The sequence below is a fragment of the Allobosea sp. 10N428 genome, assembly GCF_056394545.1.
On the sequence record NZ_JBFTIC010000001.1, the window covers coordinates 1,343,410 to 1,361,782 of the forward strand.

14 protein-coding genes and 1 tRNA gene are annotated in these 18,373 nt (G+C 65.7%); 5 read left to right on the top strand and 10 right to left on the bottom strand.

Annotation, left to right across the window (positions count from 1 at the left end; all coding sequences use genetic code 11):
- Positions 1–8: 8 nt before the first annotated feature.
- Positions 9–1,628, bottom strand: coding sequence for an amidohydrolase (locus AC1DDA_RS06210; RefSeq protein WP_476795054.1), 1,620 nt, complete (start codon positions 1,626–1,628; stop codon positions 9–11).
- Between the two features lie 48 nt (positions 1,629–1,676).
- Positions 1,677–3,161 (bottom strand): M81 family metallopeptidase, encoded by a 1,485-nt coding sequence (locus tag AC1DDA_RS06215; protein WP_476795055.1) that lies wholly within the window; start codon positions 3,159–3,161, stop codon positions 1,677–1,679.
- 187 nt (positions 3,162–3,348) lie between these two features.
- On the opposite strand from AC1DDA_RS06215, the gene AC1DDA_RS06220 reads away from it, so the two are divergent.
- The 3 genes from AC1DDA_RS06220 to AC1DDA_RS06230 all read left to right on the top strand — a co-directional run bounded on the left by AC1DDA_RS06220 (position 3,349) and on the right by AC1DDA_RS06230 (position 5,111).
- A complete protein-coding gene (locus AC1DDA_RS06220) occupies positions 3,349–4,371 on the top strand; it encodes a DNA topoisomerase IB (RefSeq protein WP_476795056.1) in 1,023 nt (340 codons plus the stop codon).
- Positions 4,372–4,438: 67 nt separating this feature from the next.
- Positions 4,439–4,651: a hypothetical protein gene (locus AC1DDA_RS06225; RefSeq protein ID WP_476795057.1), complete on the top strand. Its 213-nt coding sequence runs from the start codon at positions 4,439–4,441 to the stop codon at positions 4,649–4,651.
- 253 nt (positions 4,652–4,904) lie between these two features.
- A complete protein-coding gene (locus AC1DDA_RS06230) occupies positions 4,905–5,111 on the top strand; it encodes a hypothetical protein (RefSeq protein ID WP_476795058.1) in 207 nt (68 codons plus the stop codon).
- A gap of 107 nt (positions 5,112–5,218) precedes the next feature.
- On the opposite strand, the gene hemC is transcribed toward AC1DDA_RS06230, so the two are convergent.
- Both hemC and AC1DDA_RS06240 read right to left on the bottom strand, forming a co-directional pair.
- Positions 5,219–6,157, bottom strand: a complete 939-nt coding sequence (gene hemC / locus AC1DDA_RS06235; protein ID WP_476795059.1) for a hydroxymethylbilane synthase — start codon at positions 6,155–6,157, stop codon at positions 5,219–5,221.
- A gap of 105 nt (positions 6,158–6,262) precedes the next feature.
- On the bottom strand, positions 6,263–7,693 hold the full coding sequence (locus AC1DDA_RS06240) for an aminotransferase-like domain-containing protein (RefSeq protein ID WP_476795060.1): 1,431 nt from the start codon (positions 7,691–7,693) through the stop codon (positions 6,263–6,265).
- Positions 7,694–7,775: 82 nt separating this feature from the next.
- On the opposite strand from AC1DDA_RS06240, the gene AC1DDA_RS06245 reads away from it, so the two are divergent.
- Positions 7,776–8,663 (top strand): DMT family transporter, encoded by an 888-nt coding sequence (locus AC1DDA_RS06245; protein ID WP_476795061.1) that lies wholly within the window; start codon positions 7,776–7,778, stop codon positions 8,661–8,663.
- A 59-nt stretch (positions 8,664–8,722) separates the two neighbouring features.
- Here AC1DDA_RS06245 and aspT (AC1DDA_RS06250) read toward each other — a convergent pair whose 3' ends face one another.
- From aspT (AC1DDA_RS06250) to AC1DDA_RS06265, 4 genes are all read right to left on the bottom strand, one after another.
- Positions 8,723–10,408 (bottom strand): aspartate-alanine antiporter, encoded by a 1,686-nt coding sequence (aspT, locus tag AC1DDA_RS06250; RefSeq protein WP_441510769.1) that lies wholly within the window; start codon positions 10,406–10,408, stop codon positions 8,723–8,725.
- An 85-nt stretch (positions 10,409–10,493) separates the two neighbouring features.
- Positions 10,494–12,113: a bifunctional aspartate transaminase/aspartate 4-decarboxylase gene (locus AC1DDA_RS06255; RefSeq protein WP_476795062.1), complete on the bottom strand. Its 1,620-nt coding sequence runs from the start codon at positions 12,111–12,113 to the stop codon at positions 10,494–10,496.
- 49 nt (positions 12,114–12,162) lie between these two features.
- Positions 12,163–13,854 carry an aspartate-alanine antiporter gene (aspT, locus tag AC1DDA_RS06260; RefSeq protein ID WP_476795063.1) on the bottom strand — a complete coding sequence of 564 codons (1,692 nt, stop codon included), beginning with the start codon at positions 13,852–13,854 and terminating at the stop codon, positions 12,163–12,165.
- A gap of 40 nt (positions 13,855–13,894) precedes the next feature.
- Positions 13,895–16,657: a decarboxylase gene (locus AC1DDA_RS06265; RefSeq protein WP_476795064.1), complete on the bottom strand. Its 2,763-nt coding sequence runs from the start codon at positions 16,655–16,657 to the stop codon at positions 13,895–13,897.
- 251 nt (positions 16,658–16,908) lie between these two features.
- Here AC1DDA_RS06265 and AC1DDA_RS06270 point away from each other — a divergent pair, with 251 nt between their 5' ends.
- The gene (locus tag AC1DDA_RS06270) at positions 16,909–17,166 is read left to right on the top strand and encodes a hypothetical protein (RefSeq protein ID WP_476795065.1); all 258 of its coding nucleotides are present in this window, start codon (positions 16,909–16,911) and stop codon (positions 17,164–17,166) included.
- Between the two features lie 100 nt (positions 17,167–17,266).
- Here the strand turns inward: AC1DDA_RS06270 and AC1DDA_RS06275 are convergent.
- A tRNA-Thr gene (locus AC1DDA_RS06275) sits at positions 17,267–17,342 on the bottom strand.
- 91 nt (positions 17,343–17,433) lie between these two features.
- Complete coding sequence (locus AC1DDA_RS06280) at positions 17,434–18,372, bottom strand: prephenate/arogenate dehydrogenase family protein (RefSeq protein WP_476795066.1); 939 nt, start codon at positions 18,370–18,372, stop codon at positions 17,434–17,436.
- Position 18,373 lies beyond the last annotated feature (1 nt).

Sequence of the window (18,373 nt, forward strand, 5' to 3'; positions counted from 1 at the left end):
AGCCGGCCTCAAGCCCGCTCGTAGACGACCTCGCCGCCCAGAATGGTGAGATCGCAGCGCGTGTCCTTGAGGATATCCGCCGGATCGGCGGTGAGCAGATTGCGCGAGAACACCGCGACATCAGCGAGGAAGCCCGGCGCGAGACGCCCTTTCACGGCTTCCTGCTTCTGCGAGAAGGCGCCGTATTCGGTGTAGGCCTGCAGGGCCTCCTCGATCGAGACGCGCTGGCCTTCGTCCATCACCGTGCCCTTCCAGGTCTGCCGGGTCAGCATGGTGTGGAAATTCGGGAAGGGGTTGGGGTCGCAGACCGGCGCATCGCTGCCCGTCGCCGGCTTCAGGCCGAGATCGAACCAGGTGCGGAAGGGATAGCTCGGCAGCGCCCGCTCCGGTCCGAGGACCTTGACGTAGGCATCGCCGAAATCATGGATGAAGACCTGCTGGGGGCAGGGATAGATGCCGGCCTTGACCATGCGCTCATGCTGGGCCGGCGTCGAGAAGCCGCAATGCTCGATACGATGCCGCCGATCCGGATCGGGATAGGCCGCTAGCGCCTTCTCATAGGCGGTGATGAGCTGCTCGATCGCGGCATCGCCGATGGCGTGGCAGGCGAGCTGGTAGCCCTTCTTGTGGGCGTCAAGCACCATGCGTTCCAACTCCGCATCGTCCCACATCCAGACGCCGGTGGTCTTGTCCTCGCCGAGATAGGGCTCGGTCATCCAGGCGGTGCGCCCACCCGCCGAACCGTCGAGGAAGAGCTTGACCGCGCCGATCATCAGCATGTCGTCGCCGGTGCCGGAGATCAGCCCTGCCTCGTAGCAATCAGGCACGATCGAGCGGCCGTCGTCGCCGAGCAGGGTCAGCCAGGTGCGCACCGGCAGGCGCCCGTCGCGCTTGGCGCGGTGGTAGGCTGCGATCTCGCCGAAGCCGCCCTTCTGGCCGACGGCGGCGTCCATGCAACTGGTGATGCCGAGCGAGAGCAGGTAGCGGCCGCCGCGCTCGATGCCGGCGATGATATCCTCCTCGGTCGCCGCGGGGATCGCGGCCTGCACTGGCGCGCGCGCGTTCTCGGCGAGCAGGCCGGTCAGGCGGCCATTCTGCTGTTCGATCAGGCCGCCCTGCGGCGTCGGCGACTTCTCGTCGATGCGGCCGAGCCGGAGCGCCTCGGAATTGCAGATCGCGATGTGGCCGCAGGTGCGCACGAGCATCACCGGGTTGTTCGGCGCAGCGCGGTCGAGCTCTTCGCGATAGGGGTGGCGGCCGGTGTCGAGCTTGGTCTGATCGTAGCCGCGCGAGAGGATCCATTCGCCCGGCTTCAGCGTCGCAGCACGCGCGGAGATCGCGCCCAGCAGCGCCTCCAGCGTCGGCGCGGCCTCCGGCTTGGAATTGACCCAGCCCATGGTCATGCCGAGCGAGACGAGATGCAGATGCGAATCGTTGAGACCCGGCGTCGCCAGGCGGCCCTTCAAATCGATCACCCGCGTCTTCGGGCCGACGAGCGGGGCGATCTCGGCATCGCTGCCGGCCGCGAGCACCCTGCCCTGCCAGATCGCCAGCGCCTCGACGACACCATCGTCACGCCCGCACCAGATCGGCCCGTTGCGCAGCACGATATCGGCCTGAACCGCCATGGTTTTCTCCTGCATTTACTGTCTTCGCCGGCGCTTTGCGGCCGGGCTTCAGATGTCGTCGAGCGGGAAGATCGGCCGGCGCACCTTGCGGTAAGGCCGCTCCTTGAAATTGCGCGTCGAGATCGCGCCGGTATCGACTTCCAGCACCTCGCGCGCGATCGGCTCGAACGCAGCGCGGAAGTGCTGCATCGACTTGACGATCACCGTCGATTTCCGCGTCGGATCGACGCCGAGCGAGGTGAACTGGGCGAGATCGGTCGCCTGGCCGTTATGGGTGATGACGATGATCTCGACATCGTCGACGCGCAGCAGGGCCGAGAGCCCGTAATTGCGCCAGATGCCGCCGGCCATCGGGCCGTAGCACATGAAGTATCCGTCGGTCAGCGCGACGACGTGAGCGTCGAGATCGAGCGGGCCGCCGCCCATGCTGGGATCGACCTTGCCGCCGAGCTTGATCCGGCCACGCTTGCCGACACCGATCGCCTGCGCAGAGAGCGCTGCCTCGGGGTCGCAGATCGCGTGGAAGCCGACATTCCTGAGCTTCGCGTCGAGGATCGCGCGCAGCAGGTTGGTGGCGTCGCCATAGGCGCCGGAGCCCGGGTTGTCGGAGTAGTCCGAGATCACCACAGGCTTGTAGCCGGGCTTGCCGGTATCGGCCTCGCCGGCCTTGGCACGGGCCATAGCCTCGGCCAGCGGCGTGAAATGGATGGAAGAGAAGCGGCGCTGCTCCCAGGCATAGTCCATCAGCTCTTCGGCGATGGCCTGCGCCTTGCCGCGATCATCGGCCGTGACCGCGATCGAGGGGCCGATATCGTGCACGTCAGCCGAGGAGAAGCCGGCCTGAACGCTGACGACCAGCGCATCGCCGGAGGCTTCCAGCGCGTCACCGCGGCGCAGCAACTCCAGGAAGGGCGGCGAGGTGGTGCGCCCGCCGTCGAGCGCATAGAGGATCGGGCGCCGGGCGAGTGCGACCTTGGGCCTGATCTCGCCCTTCATCGCGCGCTCGAGCAGCTCCGCCGCCTGCCAGGTCCGCTCGTATTGGTCGATATGCGGATAGGTGCGGTAGGAAATCAGCGCATTGGCGTTGTCGGCCATGAGCTCGGTGACCGTGGCGTGCAGGTCGAGCACGGCGACGACCGGCACGTCCGGGCCGATTCGCTTGCGCAGCCGCGCCAGCAATTCGCCCTCGCCATCATCGGAGCTTTCGGTCGCCATCGCACCGTGGAGATGCAGCAGCACGCCGTCGACGCCATCGGCAGCATTGACGATATGGCCGGCGAAGACGTCGAAGGCGGCATCGGTGACGCGGCCCGAGGGATTGGCGCCGGTCACCAGCGGATGGGTCAGGCTCCAGCCGAACTTGTCGGCAGCCTCGAAGGCAGCCCCCATCGAGGTTCGGGTACCGCGGAAAGCCTCGGGGATTTCGTTACCCAGAAAAGCGCCATGCGCCCGGAAAGTGGCTTCGTCCGTGAGCTGAACACTGAAGGTGTTCGTCTCATGCATGAACTCGGCAATCAGCACGCGACGCGTCATTCTCTCCCTCTTCGTCTTGTTCAAATTTTTTGACAGTTTTGGCGAGGCRCCTTCGCAACGCCACTGATTTCCGCGCATGCACCCCCTCGAATGAGGGCGCTTGTCGAAATGTGGTGAATATGCTGAACTCGGCGGAACCAAGTCGGTGTCGGCGCATTTCCGCAGCAGTGATCTGCGAGTCCACGCCATGCCGGTCTCCCCGCAAGCTAGACGACAGCCCGCCAAGACACGACTGCGGCGCGTTTCGTCCGACGAACTCACGATCCGCCGTGTGCGCCATGGGCGCTTCTTCGGCTATCGCGATGCGGAAGGCGCCAAGATCACGGACGAAGACACGCTGGCCCGGATTCGCTCGCTCGCGATCCCTCCGGCCTATGAGGATGTCCGCATCGCCGCCGATCCGCGAGCGCATCTCCAGGCCATCGGCCATGACGAAGCAGGCCGTGTACAGCATCGCTACCACCCCGAATGGGAGAAGGTGCGCGAACGCCGCAAACTGCAGCAACTGGGCCGGCTGATCGCTGCGCTGCCGAAGCTGCGGGCCCGGATCGCGGCCGACATGCGGGCCCGCACGCTTTCCCATGAGAAAGCTCTCGCCTGCGCTGCGGCTATCATCGACCGCTGCCATCTGCGCGTCGGCAACGAAAGCTATGCGAAGAGCAACGGCAGCCATGGCACCTCGACGCTGCTCAAGCGTCACGTCAGGCTCACAGGCGCGCGTATCGCGCTCCACTTTCGGGGCAAGAGCGGCAAGGATATCGCTTGCGCGGTCGACGACGCCCCGCTCGCACGGGCGCTCGCGCGCATCGCCACATTACCGGGGCGCCGGCTGCTGCAATATCGCCGCGAAGACGGGTCCGTCGCGCCGGTCCATGCGGCCGAGATCAACGCCTATCTGAAGCAGGTCTGCGGCCTCCCGGTCAGCAGCAAGGATCTGCGGATGCTTGCCGCCAACGCCGCGGCGGCGGAACTGCTCCTCTCAGGCGAGACGGTCGCAACCGAGGCCGGACGCAAGCGCCAGCTCGCCGACATCATGCGCGCGATCTCGGAGCGCCTCGTCAACACGCCGGCCGTGGTCCGCAAGAGCTATGTCCACGCCATCGTCATCGAAGCCTATGCCAGCGGCCAACTACAGCGCAGCTATGCCAAGGCGCGCGCCCGGGCGGGCTGCTCGCGGATCGAGCGCGCGCTCGGGCTGCTGGCGGCCTGAAGCCAGCGGGAACAATGCCGCCATTCGGCGCTTGGTCCAGTGTTGGCACGCATTTATGGAGGCTGAGATGCTCAATCGTGTCGGTTCGCCCAAGCCGGTCGAGACGCCGCAGCAGGCCGGTCAGTCGGTCGCGCCCGGAACGCGCCCTGGCCCGTCGCCGCACTCCGCCCATCCGACAGGCCCCGCCCCGCCATTCGAGTATGAGGAGGAGGCGCCACAGACGGATTTCCAGGCCGGCCAGAAGAAGCTACCGTCGGGCGAAGGCTCTGGACGGAATTGACGGAATGAACAGGGATTGACGCTTCGTTGTGTGGATCGTCGTGATCGCGATTCCACTGGGGATCGCGCTGGCGACGCGTTGGGCAGGCTCGCGGGGCCCCGGCGCCATGCTCGACAAGCCGAGCGCCGAGGATCCGCGCGATCCCATCTAAGACACTGATATCGTTAATTCATTTATTTTCCTGAGATTTTCGGGAACTCGCCTCCCCGCTTCCGCGTTTCGTCGCCGCTGAATCCTGGCGGCGGAGACAGACATGGACGAAGAGAGAATCACACGGATTGCCCGCGCAATGTGCAGGGCCGCGCGGCTCGACCCCGACAAGCCGGCCGGCAACAAGGGCCCCTATACGATGTCGATGCAGGAACCGGGACACGAAAGCCCGCAGCCTGCCTGGATGCTGTTCCGGAAGGAGGCGGCGCGTTTCGCCGCACGGCATGGCGAGGTCGCCGTCCGGCTCTGATCTATTCCGAAGCGGCCACTCGCCTGAATGCGACGGTGGCCATGAGAAGGCCCGGCGCTCCGACAAGGATGCCGGGCCTTTCTAATTCAACAGGGTTCTCGCCGAAGCTACAGTGTCTTGAAGGTCGGGTAATAGCCGCGATAGCTCTTTTCGAGGATCGCTCCGCCGCCCCGCGCCTTCAACGCTTCGGCGACGGCAAGGCCGAGTTCCCGCGCCTGTTCGGGCGCCGCGCTGTCGCTGGCGTCGACGCGTTCCGTTCCCTCGACCGAGGTGACCTGGGCATGCAGGGTCAGGCGGCCATCGGCCCAGCTTGCGCAGGCACCGACCGGCAAGCTGCAGCCGGCACCCAGCGCATGCATCATCTCCCGCTCGGCTTCGACCTCGGCACGCGCTTTCGAGCACTGGATGGCCTGCAGGACCTCGATCACGGCAGCATCGTCGGCGCGGGCTTCGAGGCCAAGCGCGCCCTGCCCTACAGCATAGGGGAAAAGCTCCGGCGCCAGAATCTCGGACGAGGCCTCGTCCAGCCCGAGCCGGCGCAGGCCGGCCTGGGCGAGGATGACGGCATCGAGCGCATCCTCGCCGCCGATCTTGGCGAGGCGCGGGCCGACGTTGCCGCGAATCGGCACGACGGTGACATCGGGCCGCAGGTTGAGGATTTGCGCGCGGCGCCGCAGCGACCCGGTTCCGACCCGCGCGCCCTGCCGCAGCGAGGCCATCGTCGCGCCGCACAGCGCGTCGCGCGGGTCCTCGCGCGTCGGCACGGAGGCGAGAACGAGCCCCTCATGCAGGGCGGTCGGCAGGTCCTTCAGGGAATGAACGACGAAATCGACCTCGCGGCGCACGAGCTGCTGCTCGTGCTCGACGGCGAAAACACCGACCATGCCGAACTGATGGAATTCGGAGACGCGGTCGCGATCCGCGATGGTGGCGATCTGGCAGAGGGTGAATTCCGTCTCCGGGAACTTCTCCCGGATCAACCCCATGACGTGATTGGTCTGCGCCATCGCCAGCGGGCTGCGGCGCGTGCCGATCCTCAGATGCATGACTTCTTACTTTCGATCCTGTCCGGCCGGGCCGGTTGCGGCGGTCTATAACAGGGGGGCAGCTGGCTGACGAGTGCCGCCCACACGCGCGGGCGCTGCGCCCGATCAGCCGCAGCCCCGCCGTAGCTCCTCCATCCCCTGCTGCAATACCTCAAACACACGCGGATCGCGCGTCTGGGCGACGTTGAAACGCATGAAGCCGCACGCGCCCTGCGAGACGCTGAAGACATTGCCGGGCGCCAGCACGACGTTCCGCGCCACAGCCAGCCGCGCGAGCTCGGCGGAATCGATCCCCGCGGGCAGGTGGCACCAGAGGTAGAAGCCGCCGCGCGGCATCAGCCAGGGCAGAATTCCGAGTGCTTCCAGTCGGGCAGCAATCTCGCGGCGGGCCTGGGCGAGCCGGCGGCGCACCTCCTCCATATGCTTGCGATAGCCGCCACCTGCGAGGACCCCTGCAACAAGATCGGCCGCGACCGGGCCGGGGCCGCCGAAATTCGTCGCGACCTGAAGGTCGACAAGCCCCTCGATCCAGTCGGCTCGCGCGGCAATATAACCGCAGCGCAGGGAGGCCGAGAGCGTCTTCGAGAAGCTGCCGATCCGGATCACACGGTCGAGACCGTCGAGCAAGGCGAGGCGAGACGACGGTTCGGGCTCGAAATCCGCGAAGATCTCATCCTCGACGATGACGAGATCATGAGCGGCGGCGATTTGCAGGACACGGAAGGCCGTCTGCGGCGAGAGACTGGCCCCGGTCGGGTTGTGCAGCCCGGAATTGGTGAGGTAGAGCCGCGGCCGCTCGGCGGAAACCAGCGCTTCGAAAGCGGCGACGTCCGGCCCCGACGGCGTATAAGGCACACCGAGCACGCGCAGCTGATGGGCCCGCAGCAATGCCTGGAAATTGAAGTAGCAGGGATCGTCGACGAGAACGGTATCGCCCGGGCGCAGCAGGAAACGGCAGACCAGATCGAGCGCCTGCGTACCCGAGCCGGTCAGCAGGAGCTGTTCGGGGCCGGCGGCGAGCCCCTCCTCGGCGAAGCGCCCGAGCAGATGGCGGCGCAGAGCCCACGAACCGCGCGTCCCGCCATATTCGGAGAGAACCGGGTCCTGCGCCCGTGCCAAAGCGCGAAAACCGCGGCGAAGCGCCTCGCCGGGCATCCAATCGGCCGGGAGCCAGCCGCAGCCCGGCTTGAGCGCGGCGTCGTCCGCATCGAGCGACTGACGCGAGACCCAGAACGGATCGACCGCGCGCTCATGCGGCGATGCAGCCTGCGTCAGCGCCAGGGGCGGCAGGCCACTGCCGGTGACATAGAAGCCGGAGCCCTGCCGGGCGCGGATCAAGCCCTCCGCGGCCAGACGATCATAGGCCTCGACCACGGTCGACGGCGAAACCCGCATCGTCGCGGCGAAACGGCGGATCGACGGCAGCCGGTCGCCAGGGGCCAGAGACCGAGCCGCGAGCTTGCCCCGAATGGCGGCCATCACCGCCGCCGTCCGTCCCTGCCCGCCCTCGATTTCGCTCGGACCGATAACTGTCATGATGACCATACCCATACAGTTTGTGCCGAATGTATCGGATTGTCGCTGTTTGGGCGAGTGAAGACTGCGTAAGCCTGCGAGGATGCGAGACAAGACAGCGGCGATGCAGCAGGACTGGGCCGGCAAGGGATGGGGCAGCGGTCTCATCGGCGTGCTGATCTTCAGCGGCTCCCTGCCGGCCACGCGCGTCGCCGTCGCCGGCTTCTCGCCGCTCTTCCTCACCTCCGCCCGCGCCGTCATCGCCGCGCTGCTGGGCGCGTTCTTCCTCGTCCTGCTGCGCCAGAAACGGCCGGAACGCTCCGATCTCGGCCCGCTCGCCATCGTCGCGCTCGGCGTCGTCCTCGGCTTTCCGTTGCTGACGGCGCTGGCGCTCCAGCACATCGCCGCGGCCCGCTCGATCGTGTTCGTCGGCCTGCTGCCGCTGGCGACGGCGCTGTTCGGCGTCTTGCGTGCCGGCGAGCGGCCGAAGCCCGCCTTCTGGCTGTTCTCCCTGCTTGGCGCGGCGACCGTCGCAGGCTTCGCTCTCGCCCGTAGCGAGGGCGGCTCGCTCACCGGCGACCTGCTGATGATCGCCGCCATCCTGCTCTGTGGACTCGGCTATGCCGAAGGCGCGGCGCTCTCGCGCCGGCTCGGCGGCTGGCAGGTCATCTCCTGGGCGTTGCTGCTGTCGCTGCCGGCGATGGCCCTGCTCGCCCTGCTGTACCTGCCGTCCTCCTGGCAGGGCATCGGGGCGCCCGCCTGGCTCGGCCTGGCCTATGTCTCGGTCTTCAGCATGCTGGTCGGCTTCGTGTTCTGGTATCGCGGGCTCGCGCTCGGCGGCATCGCCGGTGTCGGGCAGCTCCAGCTGCTGCAGCCCTTCTTCGGCCTCCTCCTCGCCGGCCTCATGCTGCATGAACCCATCGCCTGGACGATGATCGCAGCGACGGGAGTGGTGGTCCTCTGCGTCGCCGGGGCGAAGCGCTTCGCCTGAGCCTCCAAGGGCTTCGCCGTCGCACCGGGGTTTCCAAAGCGGGCCGACGCGGAGCGGGGTTACCTGGCCATCAGCGCGACCAGGATCGGCCCCCAGGCGGTGAGGAGAATGTTGCCGATCGCATAGGGCACCGTATAGCCCAAAGCGGGGACGCTGCTCTTGGCTTCGTCCTGGATAGCCCTGAGGGCGGCCGTGATCGTTCCCGCCCCGGCGCAGGCGCCGAGCACGATCAGTGGGTCCATCTTCAGGACATATCGGCCGAAGAGGATGCCCAGCGTATGCGGGAGCAAGGCCGAGACCAGGCCGACGGCGACCAGGCTGAGCCCGGTCGTCTTCAGCCCGGAGATGAAGCTCGGCCCCGCGCCGAGGCCGACGATGCCGATGAACACGCATAGGCCGAGCGTATCGAAGATCCAGATCGCCGGTTCGGGGATGCGGCCGAAGAAGGGATAGACCGACCGCAGCCAGCCGAAGGCGAGCCCCATGATGAGCGCACCGCCGCTGGCTGTCAGCGTCAGCGGGATGCCGCCGATGACGACGCTGAGAAGCCCGACGAGGCCGCCGAGGAAAATGCCGAGCCCGACGAAAACCATGTCGGTCGCCGATGTCCGCCTGTCGGGATAACCGAGCTTCTCCGCCGCTCGCTCCACGGCGTTCACGGGTCCTGTCAGAGAGAGGACATCGCCGCGATTGACCTGACTTTCCGGCTTGATCGGCATGGCGAGGCCAGAGCGCATCATCCGCGTGAGGAAGACGCCGCGGGCGAACTCCTCGCCGGCAAGCTCCGCCAAGGTTCGCCCGTCAAGGGAGCGGTTGGTCAGCACCACGTCGAGCGACTCGATGGGGATGTCGAGGAGACCGGGATCGCTGACTTCCGGGCCGATCAGATCGCCATGCTGAGCGTGGACCTCCTGCCGCGCCATAACCGCGACGACGTCTCCCGCGCGGATCACGAGACTGGCTTCGGGCTCCCGTATCGAACCCGCCGAACGAACGCGCAGCAGATAGGCGCGGACAGCGCGAGGACGCGCCTCGATTTCAGCCACCGTCTTGCCGATGAACTGCTCGTTCGTAACGCGATATGTCCTTACGTCGAACAGACGCGCCGCCGAGACCACGCCTTCGACCTCGGCAACGGGCCCGGATGATTGCGAAGCCATCTCTGCGGCGGCTGCCTTGAGATCGATGCCCATCAGCTTTGGACCGATCTTCGGCAGGAACCAGACCAGGGATGCGGTGCCGACGAGATAAGTGACGGCATAGGCAACGGGGATGTTGTTGATCAGCGCAGTCCGTTCGGACTGGGGAAGGTCGAGCCGCTGGATCGCCTCACCTGCGGTCCCGATCACGGTCGATTCCGAAAAGGCGCCGGCGAGCAGGCCGGCGGCTGTGCCGATGTCGTAGCCGAGGAGCTTTGCGAACACCAAAGCCGTGAGAAGACAGGCCACGCAAAGCAGGACCGTCAGGGCGACCTGCGGGACCGCATCGCGCTTCAGGGCGCGAAAGAACTGAGGGCCGACCTTGTAGCCGGTGGTGAACAGGAACAGGTCGAAGAACACCGCTTTCACGGCCGTGGGCACCTTGACGTCGAGCTGGCCGATCAGGACGCCGGCCAACAGGCAGCCGACGACCGTTCCGAGACTGAAGCTGCCGAACTTGAACCGGCCGATCAGGAAGCCGAGTGCGATGGTCAGGAAGATCGCGAGCTCGGGATTGCCGCGCAACGCATCGACGACGAAACTCATGCTCGCCTCCCCGCAGATGCGCTCTCGCATTCAGCGGAGCGACTCGATGGCGCCGATCGGCCTTCAAGCCCGCGCCGCAGCACGGTCAGGCCTTCTCCTTGAGCGCGAGATTGTAAGCTTCGAAGGCCTGCCGATATCCGCGCGCCACCGCACGCGTCGCGCGGCCGATCTGGCCGTAGACCTCGTCGTCGAGATTGGCGAAGGAGACGCGCACCGACCAGTCCGGCGCATGGAAGCCGCCCCCATTGAGCAGCACGATGCCGTGGTCCTCGGCCAGCCTGAACACGATGTCGAGCGGGTGGATGTGCTGCTTCATATAGGCCACGACCTCGGGGCCGACATATTTGTTGGCCCAGAACTCGAAATCGACCAGCCCGTAATAGCGGTCGTGAAGCGGATTGTCGGGCACCTCGATGCCCAACCCCTCGATCATCCTGTCGGCCCGGGACCTGACGATGTCCATGCAGGTCTTCTGATAGAGCTTGGCCTCGTCCATCATCTCGGACAGCGAGAACAGCGACATCATCACCTGCTGCGGTAGCGAGAGACCAGCGGTGTGATTGAGCGCGATGTCGCGGCTGTCGGCGACGATGCGGTCGATCAGCCGCATCTCCCGCGGCTTCAGCGTCAGCGGCCCGTAGCGCTTGTCGAGCACCGTCAGGATCTTCTCGGGATGGTTCGCGATCGCCTTGTCGAAGATGTTGTCGCGGTGGATGGCGATGACGCCGAGCCGCCAGCCGGTGCAGCCGAAATATTTGGAGTAGGAATAGACGCCGATCGTATTGCGCGGGAGAGCACCGAGCAGGCCGCGGAAGCCTTTCACGAAGGTTCCATAGACATCGTCGGTCAGGAGCAGCAAATCGGGGCGCTTCGTGGTGACGAGCTTGACGATCTTGGCGATCGTCTCCTCGCTCAGCGCGACAGCGGAGGGATTGCCGGGATTGACCACGAAGAAGGCCTTGACCTTCGGGTCCTCGAGCTTCTTCAGCTCCTCGTCGGTGAACTGGAAACGGTTCTCCTGCGGCGCCGCCACGGTGACGACGTTGAGGCCGTAATCCTCGAGATGCGGCATTTCGAGGTAGGGGGTGAAGATCGGCGTTGCCAGAGCGATCGTATCGCCGGGGTTCAGCAGCCTATTGGCCTTGAGCGACTTGAAGATGTAGCACATCGCCGCCGTGCCGCCCTCGACGGCATAGAGGTCGAACTGGCCGGGAGGGCGCGGCTCGCCGCACATCGCCCACATCAGATATTCGTGCACGATGCGCTCGTTGTGGACGAGCATGCGGTCCGGCACCGGGTAGTTGTCGCCGATGATCGAGTCGACGAGTTCGTGCACGAACGCATCGGGCCTGAAATCGAATTTCTTGACAGCGAAGGCGACCATCTCGCGGAGAAAGGTGGCGCCAGGAGAATCCTTGTGCCCGACCAGCCATTCCTCGAGGCGCGCGGCGATTCCGTCTGCCTTGGGCATGCCGCCGATGCCGGCGGGCTTGTTCATCACGCGCCGGCTCTCGGTGATCGCGAATTGCCCGAGCAGGAAGAAGCCCTCGCGCGGCGTCATCGCCACCCAGTTCGGGTTGCCGCGGCCGGCGTTGAGCATCGCGATGGACGAATTCTGCGACGTCAGCTTGGCAAGGCGGATGAGCTCGTCCTTGATCTCGAAGGGGCTGAGTTTCTCGAAGCTCCGCAGAGTGACAGGATCCATGGCAAACCCCTGATATGAGCCTGAAATCGGATGGTTTCGTCTCGTTTGGTCAAGTCATCAGAATGATGATCACCATGCCCCAGATCGTCAGAAGCGTGTTCCCGACCGCATAGGTGACGGTGTAGCCGAGCGCCGGAACCTGGCTGCCTGCGGTCTCGCAGATCATTCCGAGAGCGGCCGTCGTGGTGCGGGCGCCAGCACAGGCGCCCAGCAGGATCGCCGGATCGAACCGGAAGACGTATTTGCCGGCGAACATCGCCAGGATCAGCGGGATGGCAGTCGCCAATGCGCCCCAGAGAAAGAGGCCGACGCCCTGCGTCTGCAGGCCTTTGACGAAGCCCGGCCCTGCCGAGATGCCGACGACGGCGATGAACATGTTGAGGCCGACCGAATTCATGAACCAGACGGTCGAACTCGGGATCCGGCCAAAAGTCGGGTGCACCGAACGCAGCCAGCCGAAGACGAGGCCGGAGATCAGCGCGCCGCCGGCGGTCGACAGCGTCAGCGGGACGCCTCCGACCTTGAACACCAGGGCTCCGATGAGCGCGCCCAATACGATCGCCCCACAAATAAAGGCGACGTCGGCGACGTCGCTCGGCCGGTCGGCGTGGCCCAGGGTCTTGGCGACCGCGGCGATGTCCTGGGTGCGGCCGACCACGGTCAGAATGTCGCCGCGATGGATCGGGGTTTCCGGCAGGATCGGGATGCTGACGGCGGTCGCCCCGCGGACGACCTTGCGGAGGAAGACGCCGCGCGCGGTCGGCATCCGGGAGAGCTCGGTCAGCGTCTTGCCGTCGGCCTCCTTGCTGGTGACATAGATATCGACGCCTTCGGCCTTCAGATCGAGCAGTTCGGGGTCCTCGACCTCTTCGGCATTCTGGCCGATCAGGTTGACCAGCGTCTCGCGCGGGCCGGCGAGAGCGATGATGTCACCCTCCCGCAGGATCGTGTCTGCGGTCGCGTCCTCGATGACGCCGTTGCGGCGGATGCGTTCGACGAAGACGCGTGCGTCCGGCACGAGCGCCTCGGCTTCCGCCGCGCGCATGCCGGCGACCCTGGCGCCCTCGCGCAGGCGAAAAGCCCGTAGTTCGAAGCGCCGCCACACCGAGCCCGGGCCGCCGATCTCCTTGCCGCCGCCAAGCCGGGCCTCGTAGTCCAGGCAGGCCTTGGCGATATCGATACCGAGCAGCTTGGGACCGAGCTGGGCGAGGATGACGGCCGAACCGACGGTGCCGAAGATGTAGGTCACCGCATAGGCGACGGGCATCGCATCGAGGTATTCCTTGGTCTGCTCGGGTGACAGCCCGAGGCGATTGATGGCGTCGGTCGCCAGACCCATCGAGGCCGAGATCGTCTGAGAACCGGCATAAAGGCCAGCGGCGTAGCCCGGATGATAGCCTGCGATCTTCGCGATCGCGACGGGAGCCGCGAGGCAGAAGACGGTGACGACGACCGCAAAGATCGCCTGCGGCGCGCCGTCCTTGGCAATGCCGCGGACGAACTGCGGCCCGACGCCGTAGCCGACGGCGAACAGGAACATCAGGAAGAAGGTCGATTTCACATTGGGCGAGATCGTGATGCCGAGCTGTCCAATGATCACCGCGGCGATCAAGGTCGAGGTCACCGCGCCGAGGCTGAAGCCCTTATAGGCGAAGCCGCCGACATAGTATCCGATCGCCAGCGACAGGAAGAGCGAGATCTCCGGGTAGCTTCTCAGGGTGGCAGCGAACCAGTCGAACATTTCACTCCCCCAATTGCTGGCGTTCAGGCGCGGCCGTCCCTCAGGCCGCCCGCGCCTTCTTGTTTCCCTTCTCGGAATTCACATCCTGTTTGGCGGAAAGCGCGTCCGGTCTCAGCAATTTGAGACCCTTTGCTTTCTCGTATCCGTGGATCTCCTTCACATCGAGCTTGCGCATGAAGGTGATCGTTTCATGCGTAACAACCTGGCCCGGCACCAGGATCGGGAAGCCGGGTGGGTAGGGGATGACGAAATTGGCCGAGATCAGCGCCGGGCCCTTGTCGATGCGACGATCGCATTCTGGGCTGTCGATCGGCAGATACTCGCATTTGTCCTCGGCATAGGCGCAGAAGAACGCCGTGCGGATATCGCCTTCCGGCGTATTCTTGCCGGCATCGCCGCGAAAGGCTTCATGGAAGCGGCTGAAGTCGGGGAGCTCGGGCACATCCTTCATCAGGCTGCGCACACGGGCTTCGAAGGCGCGTTGTTCGCCTTCGCCGCCCTGACGCAGGCGCGTCTCGATCTCGTTGCAGATCTTGAGCAGGACGCTGATCAGCAGTGCGACGTCGCTGCGTGTATTGTTGATATTGGACTGGAGGAGCACCGAGTTGCGCGAGGTCTTGTTGACCTGAATGTTGTACTCGGAAGCCAGCAAGCCCTTGAACGACGTGCCATCGAAGCCCGCCGTGCCGCAAACCAGGGTCATGCGCGTCGGGTCGAGGCAGAATTCATCCTCGCGCATGCTGCGCAACTGATCGTCCCAGCGCGTCTCGGGAGCGAGGAAATCGACGAAGCCGCTTGTGCGGTATTGGGCGGGCACCATCCCATCGGCGCCGACGACCTTGAAATATTTGGAGATCAACGGGTGGATGGCGATCTCCCGCCTGATGTCGAGCGCCACCTCGATGGCGTTCATCACCAGCCCGTAACCCTCGAGCTCCATCTGCCGGCGGGCGACATCGAGACTGGCGATCAATTGCTGGTTCGGGCTGGTCGAGGCATGGGTGAAAACCGCCTCGTGAAACTGCGCCTCGATCTTGTGGAAGTCGACGTCCTTGACCAGCACCATCGATCCCTGCCGGATCGCCGACATGGATTTGTGGGTCGAACTGGTCTGGTAGACACGCAGCCGTATGGCGCGCGGATCGGGAATGAGGCGCGTGTCCAGCAGGGTTTCCACGGACGGTGCCGCGCCGAGTTCCTTGCGCTGCCGCTCATGGCGGTCGACGGCCTCGGGATCCTCCATCCAGGCTTCGATGTCGGCCGCCGCCCCCATCGCCGTCCGCGGCCTGAGGAAGGGCGACCAGCGTGCGAAGCCGAACCAGGCCTCGTCCCAGAGGAAGATCAGGTCCGGCTTGATGGCGAGGCATTCCTCCATCACGCGCCGGGTGTTGTAGATATGGCCGTCGAAGGTGCAGTTGGTCAGGTCGACCATCTTGACGCGATCCAGGCGCCCCTCCGCCTTCAGGTCGAGCAGCGCCTTCTTGATGGTGCGTAGCGGCACTGCGCCGTACATCGAGTATTCCGCCATCGGGAAGGCCTCGACATAGAAGGGCTGCGCGCCGTTCAGCACCAGGCCGTAATGGTGCGACTTGTGGCAGTTCCGATCGAGGATGACGATGTCGCCGGGCGCGATCAGCGCCTGCAGAACCATCTTGTTCGACGTGCTGGTGCCGTTGGTGACGAAGAAGACGTGGTCGGCACCGAAGGCGCGCGCCGCCATGTCCTGGGCGCGCTTGATGTTGCCGGTAGGCTCCAGCAGGCTGTCCAGGCCGCCCGTGGTGGCACTGCTCTCCGCCAGGAAGAGATTGATGCCGTAGAACTGGCCCATGTCGCGGATCCAGGGCGAGCGGAACACCGACTTACCGCGCGCGATGGGAAGCGCATGGAAGGTGGCGATCGGCCTCTGCGCATAGAGCTTGAGATTGTCGAAGAAGGGCGTGTCGTAGCGCGCCTTGATGCCCTCCAGCACCGACAAATGCAGCTCCAGCGGTTCCTCGACCTGATACATCACGCGCCGGATCATCGCGGCACGCGGATCGCCCGCCAGCTTCTCGACGCGCCGATCGGAGAGCAGGTAGATGTCGAGCTCGGGCCGGATCGCCTTCAGCCCGGCGGCGAGGCGCAAGGCCATATCAGCCTCCTCCGCGTTACGGAGCAGGGGCTGCTGGGCAGCGAGCACGCTGCGCAGGATCGGGGCGTCATGCCGGGACCTGAGTGCGAAGCCTTCATAGATGGCCACCGCGGCGATATTCGTGTTCAGCACGGCCGCACAGATCGCATCTTCAAGACTGCCGACCAGCACCACTTCGTAGACGAACGCATCCTCGGGACGTCTCAGGCGGCGAAACTCCGCGGCGATATGCGGCCAGCGCCCCGCAGGCGCGGGCGTCACCATCAACATCTCGAAATACGGACGTTGCGCCGCGCTGTCTCCGAGCGATGACGGGATGACATCCACCGGCTCCGCCAGCGACAGGTCGGCCGACTGCCATTCCTTCGGATCATGCTTGTAATTGCTCGTGATGATGGCGAGCGAAATGCGCTTGGCCAGCGACAGGAAACCAGTGGCGTCGTCATTCTGCAGGAGGCCCCGCAGCGCGGCGAGCAGCTCCGCCCCCGGGAATGCATGAAACTCCTCGATGACGCCGAGCTCATTCAGCGCAACCTCAACCGCCCGGCGGCTCTTGCCACCTGTCGACCAGGAGCGCGCGGCGGAATGGAGATCCCGCCAGCGGTCGGCCCGGCCCGAGGGAGCCGAAAAGAAGTGGTCGATGGTGTGCGGTTCCTGAACTGGAGAGGCCATCGTGAATCCTTCCCTCAGGTTGCACGATCCGTGAGGCGCCAGCCGGCCGCCAAATTCAGCACAATGAGAGAGGGCGGCGTATTGTCCTTGGGGACAGGTTCCGGCTTCTCAAGATCGGAGTATTCGTTAGGCCAATCGATGTTTTCAGCGCGCGTGACGAGAAGCCGCGGCACGCGTTCAAGTCGTGCGCGAGCACCGGCGGAACGGACTTGCCTTTGCCGTGTTCAATGCCTCGGCGTGGAGCCCGCCACATGGATAGAAAAATCCTCACCCTTGCCGGGATAGCGGCGGCTGGCGCGGCGATTTACCTGACCGTCGGTTCCCCGCCGGCGAGGGCCTGCAATCGCACTGCCGGCTGCACCATGGATGTGCTGCAGGAGGGCCACGACATGATGCAGGACGGGCGCGCAGCCGAAAACATGCGTGCGGGTCAGGAGAACATCGCCGCCTTCAAGCGCCAGCAGGCCGCCGACGAGGCCGCGATCCGGGCCCGCGCGGCGAGACAATGAGCAGCGGCGCAGCGTGATAAGCGGGCGAACCGCCAGATACGAAAAAACCGGCCGCTTTGGCCGGTTTCTGAATGCCGGCGAGCGCCAGCGGATATGAAAGTGGTGCCGCTTGAGGGATTCGAACCCCCGACCCCCTCATTACGAATGAGGTGCTCTACCAGCTGAGCTAAAGCGGCAATGGGTGGCGCTGTACCAGCAGGCGCCGGCCTTGGCAAGCCAATCTCGACGTCATGCACAGTGCCTCCACACGGCATCGTGCGGCAGACGTCAATCCTTGCGCAGCTTCTCCGTCTCCGGCTTCTCCTGACCGAGCGCGACGATGCCGCGGCGGATCGCGCGGGTGCGGGTGAAGTGCTTGTGCAAGGTCTCGCCGTCGCCATAGCGGATCGCGCGGGTGAGCAGAGCGAGGTCCTCGTTGAAGCGGCCGAGCATCTCCAGCACCGCCTCCTTGTTGTGCAGGAAGACGTCGCGCCACATCGTCGGGTCGGATGCCGCGATGCGAGTGAAGTCGCGGAAGCCGCCAGCCGAGAACTTGATCACTTCGGACTGCGTCACCGCCTCCAGATCCTCGGCCGTGCCGACGATGTTGTAGGCGATCAGATGCGGCAGGTGGCTGGTGACGGCGAGCACGAGGTCATGATGCTGGGCGCTCATCACCTCGACCAGCGCGCCCATGCCCTCCCAGAGCTGGCGGGTCTTGGCGGTCGCGCTCGGATCGGTGCCCTCGGGCGGGGTCAGGATGCACCAGCGGTTGAGGAAGAGGCTGGGGAAGCCGGCATCGGGGCCGGAATTCTCGGTGCCCGCGACCGGATGGGCCGGCACGAAGGAGACGCCCTCCGGCAGATGTGGCAGGACGGCGTCGACGACCGAGCCCTTGACCGAGCCGACATCAGAGAGAACTGTGCCCGGCTTCAGAACCGGCGCGATCTCCTCGGCAACCGCTCCGCAGGCACCGACGGGCACGCAGAGGATGATGTGATCGGCGTCGGCAGCTGCTTCGGCCGCCGTCTCGACGACGGCATGGCCGAGATCGAGTTCGCGCGCCCGCGTCCGCACCGCCTCATCCCGATCCGACAGCACGATCGTTCCGGCGAGGTTCAGCTCCTTCGCCGCCCGCGCGATGGAAGAGCCGATCAGCCCGATGCCGATGATGGCGAGGCGGGCGAAGATCGGCTCGGACCGACGCGGGGCGAAGCTTTCCGCCATC

Bases quoted from the DNA above. Each gene is read 5' to 3' on its own strand.
- AC1DDA_RS06210 (WP_476795054.1), bottom strand. From the start codon at position 1,628: ATGGCGGTTCAGGCCGATATCGTGCTGCGCAACGGGCCGATCTGGTGC.
- AC1DDA_RS06215 (WP_476795055.1), bottom strand. From the start codon at position 3,161: ATGACGCGTCGCGTGCTGATTGCCGAGTTCATGCATGAGACGAACACC.
- AC1DDA_RS06220 (WP_476795056.1), top strand. From the start codon at position 3,349: ATGCCGGTCTCCCCGCAAGCTAGACGACAGCCCGCCAAGACACGACTG.
- AC1DDA_RS06225 (WP_476795057.1), top strand. From the start codon at position 4,439: ATGCTCAATCGTGTCGGTTCGCCCAAGCCGGTCGAGACGCCGCAGCAG.
- AC1DDA_RS06230 (WP_476795058.1), top strand. From the start codon at position 4,905: ATGGACGAAGAGAGAATCACACGGATTGCCCGCGCAATGTGCAGGGCC.
- hemC (WP_476795059.1), bottom strand. From the start codon at position 6,157: ATGCATCTGAGGATCGGCACGCGCCGCAGCCCGCTGGCGATGGCGCAG.
- AC1DDA_RS06240 (WP_476795060.1), bottom strand. From the start codon at position 7,693: ATGACAGTTATCGGTCCGAGCGAAATCGAGGGCGGGCAGGGACGGACG.
- AC1DDA_RS06245 (WP_476795061.1), top strand. From the start codon at position 7,776: ATGCGAGACAAGACAGCGGCGATGCAGCAGGACTGGGCCGGCAAGGGA.
- aspT (WP_441510769.1), bottom strand. From the start codon at position 10,408: ATGAGTTTCGTCGTCGATGCGTTGCGCGGCAATCCCGAGCTCGCGATC.
- AC1DDA_RS06255 (WP_476795062.1), bottom strand. From the start codon at position 12,113: ATGGATCCTGTCACTCTGCGGAGCTTCGAGAAACTCAGCCCCTTCGAG.
- aspT (WP_476795063.1), bottom strand. From the start codon at position 13,854: ATGTTCGACTGGTTCGCTGCCACCCTGAGAAGCTACCCGGAGATCTCG.
- AC1DDA_RS06265 (WP_476795064.1), bottom strand. From the start codon at position 16,657: ATGGCCTCTCCAGTTCAGGAACCGCACACCATCGACCACTTCTTTTCG.
- AC1DDA_RS06270 (WP_476795065.1), top strand. From the start codon at position 16,909: ATGGATAGAAAAATCCTCACCCTTGCCGGGATAGCGGCGGCTGGCGCG.
- AC1DDA_RS06280 (WP_476795066.1), bottom strand. From the start codon at position 18,372: ATGGCGGAAAGCTTCGCCCCGCGTCGGTCCGAGCCGATCTTCGCCCGC.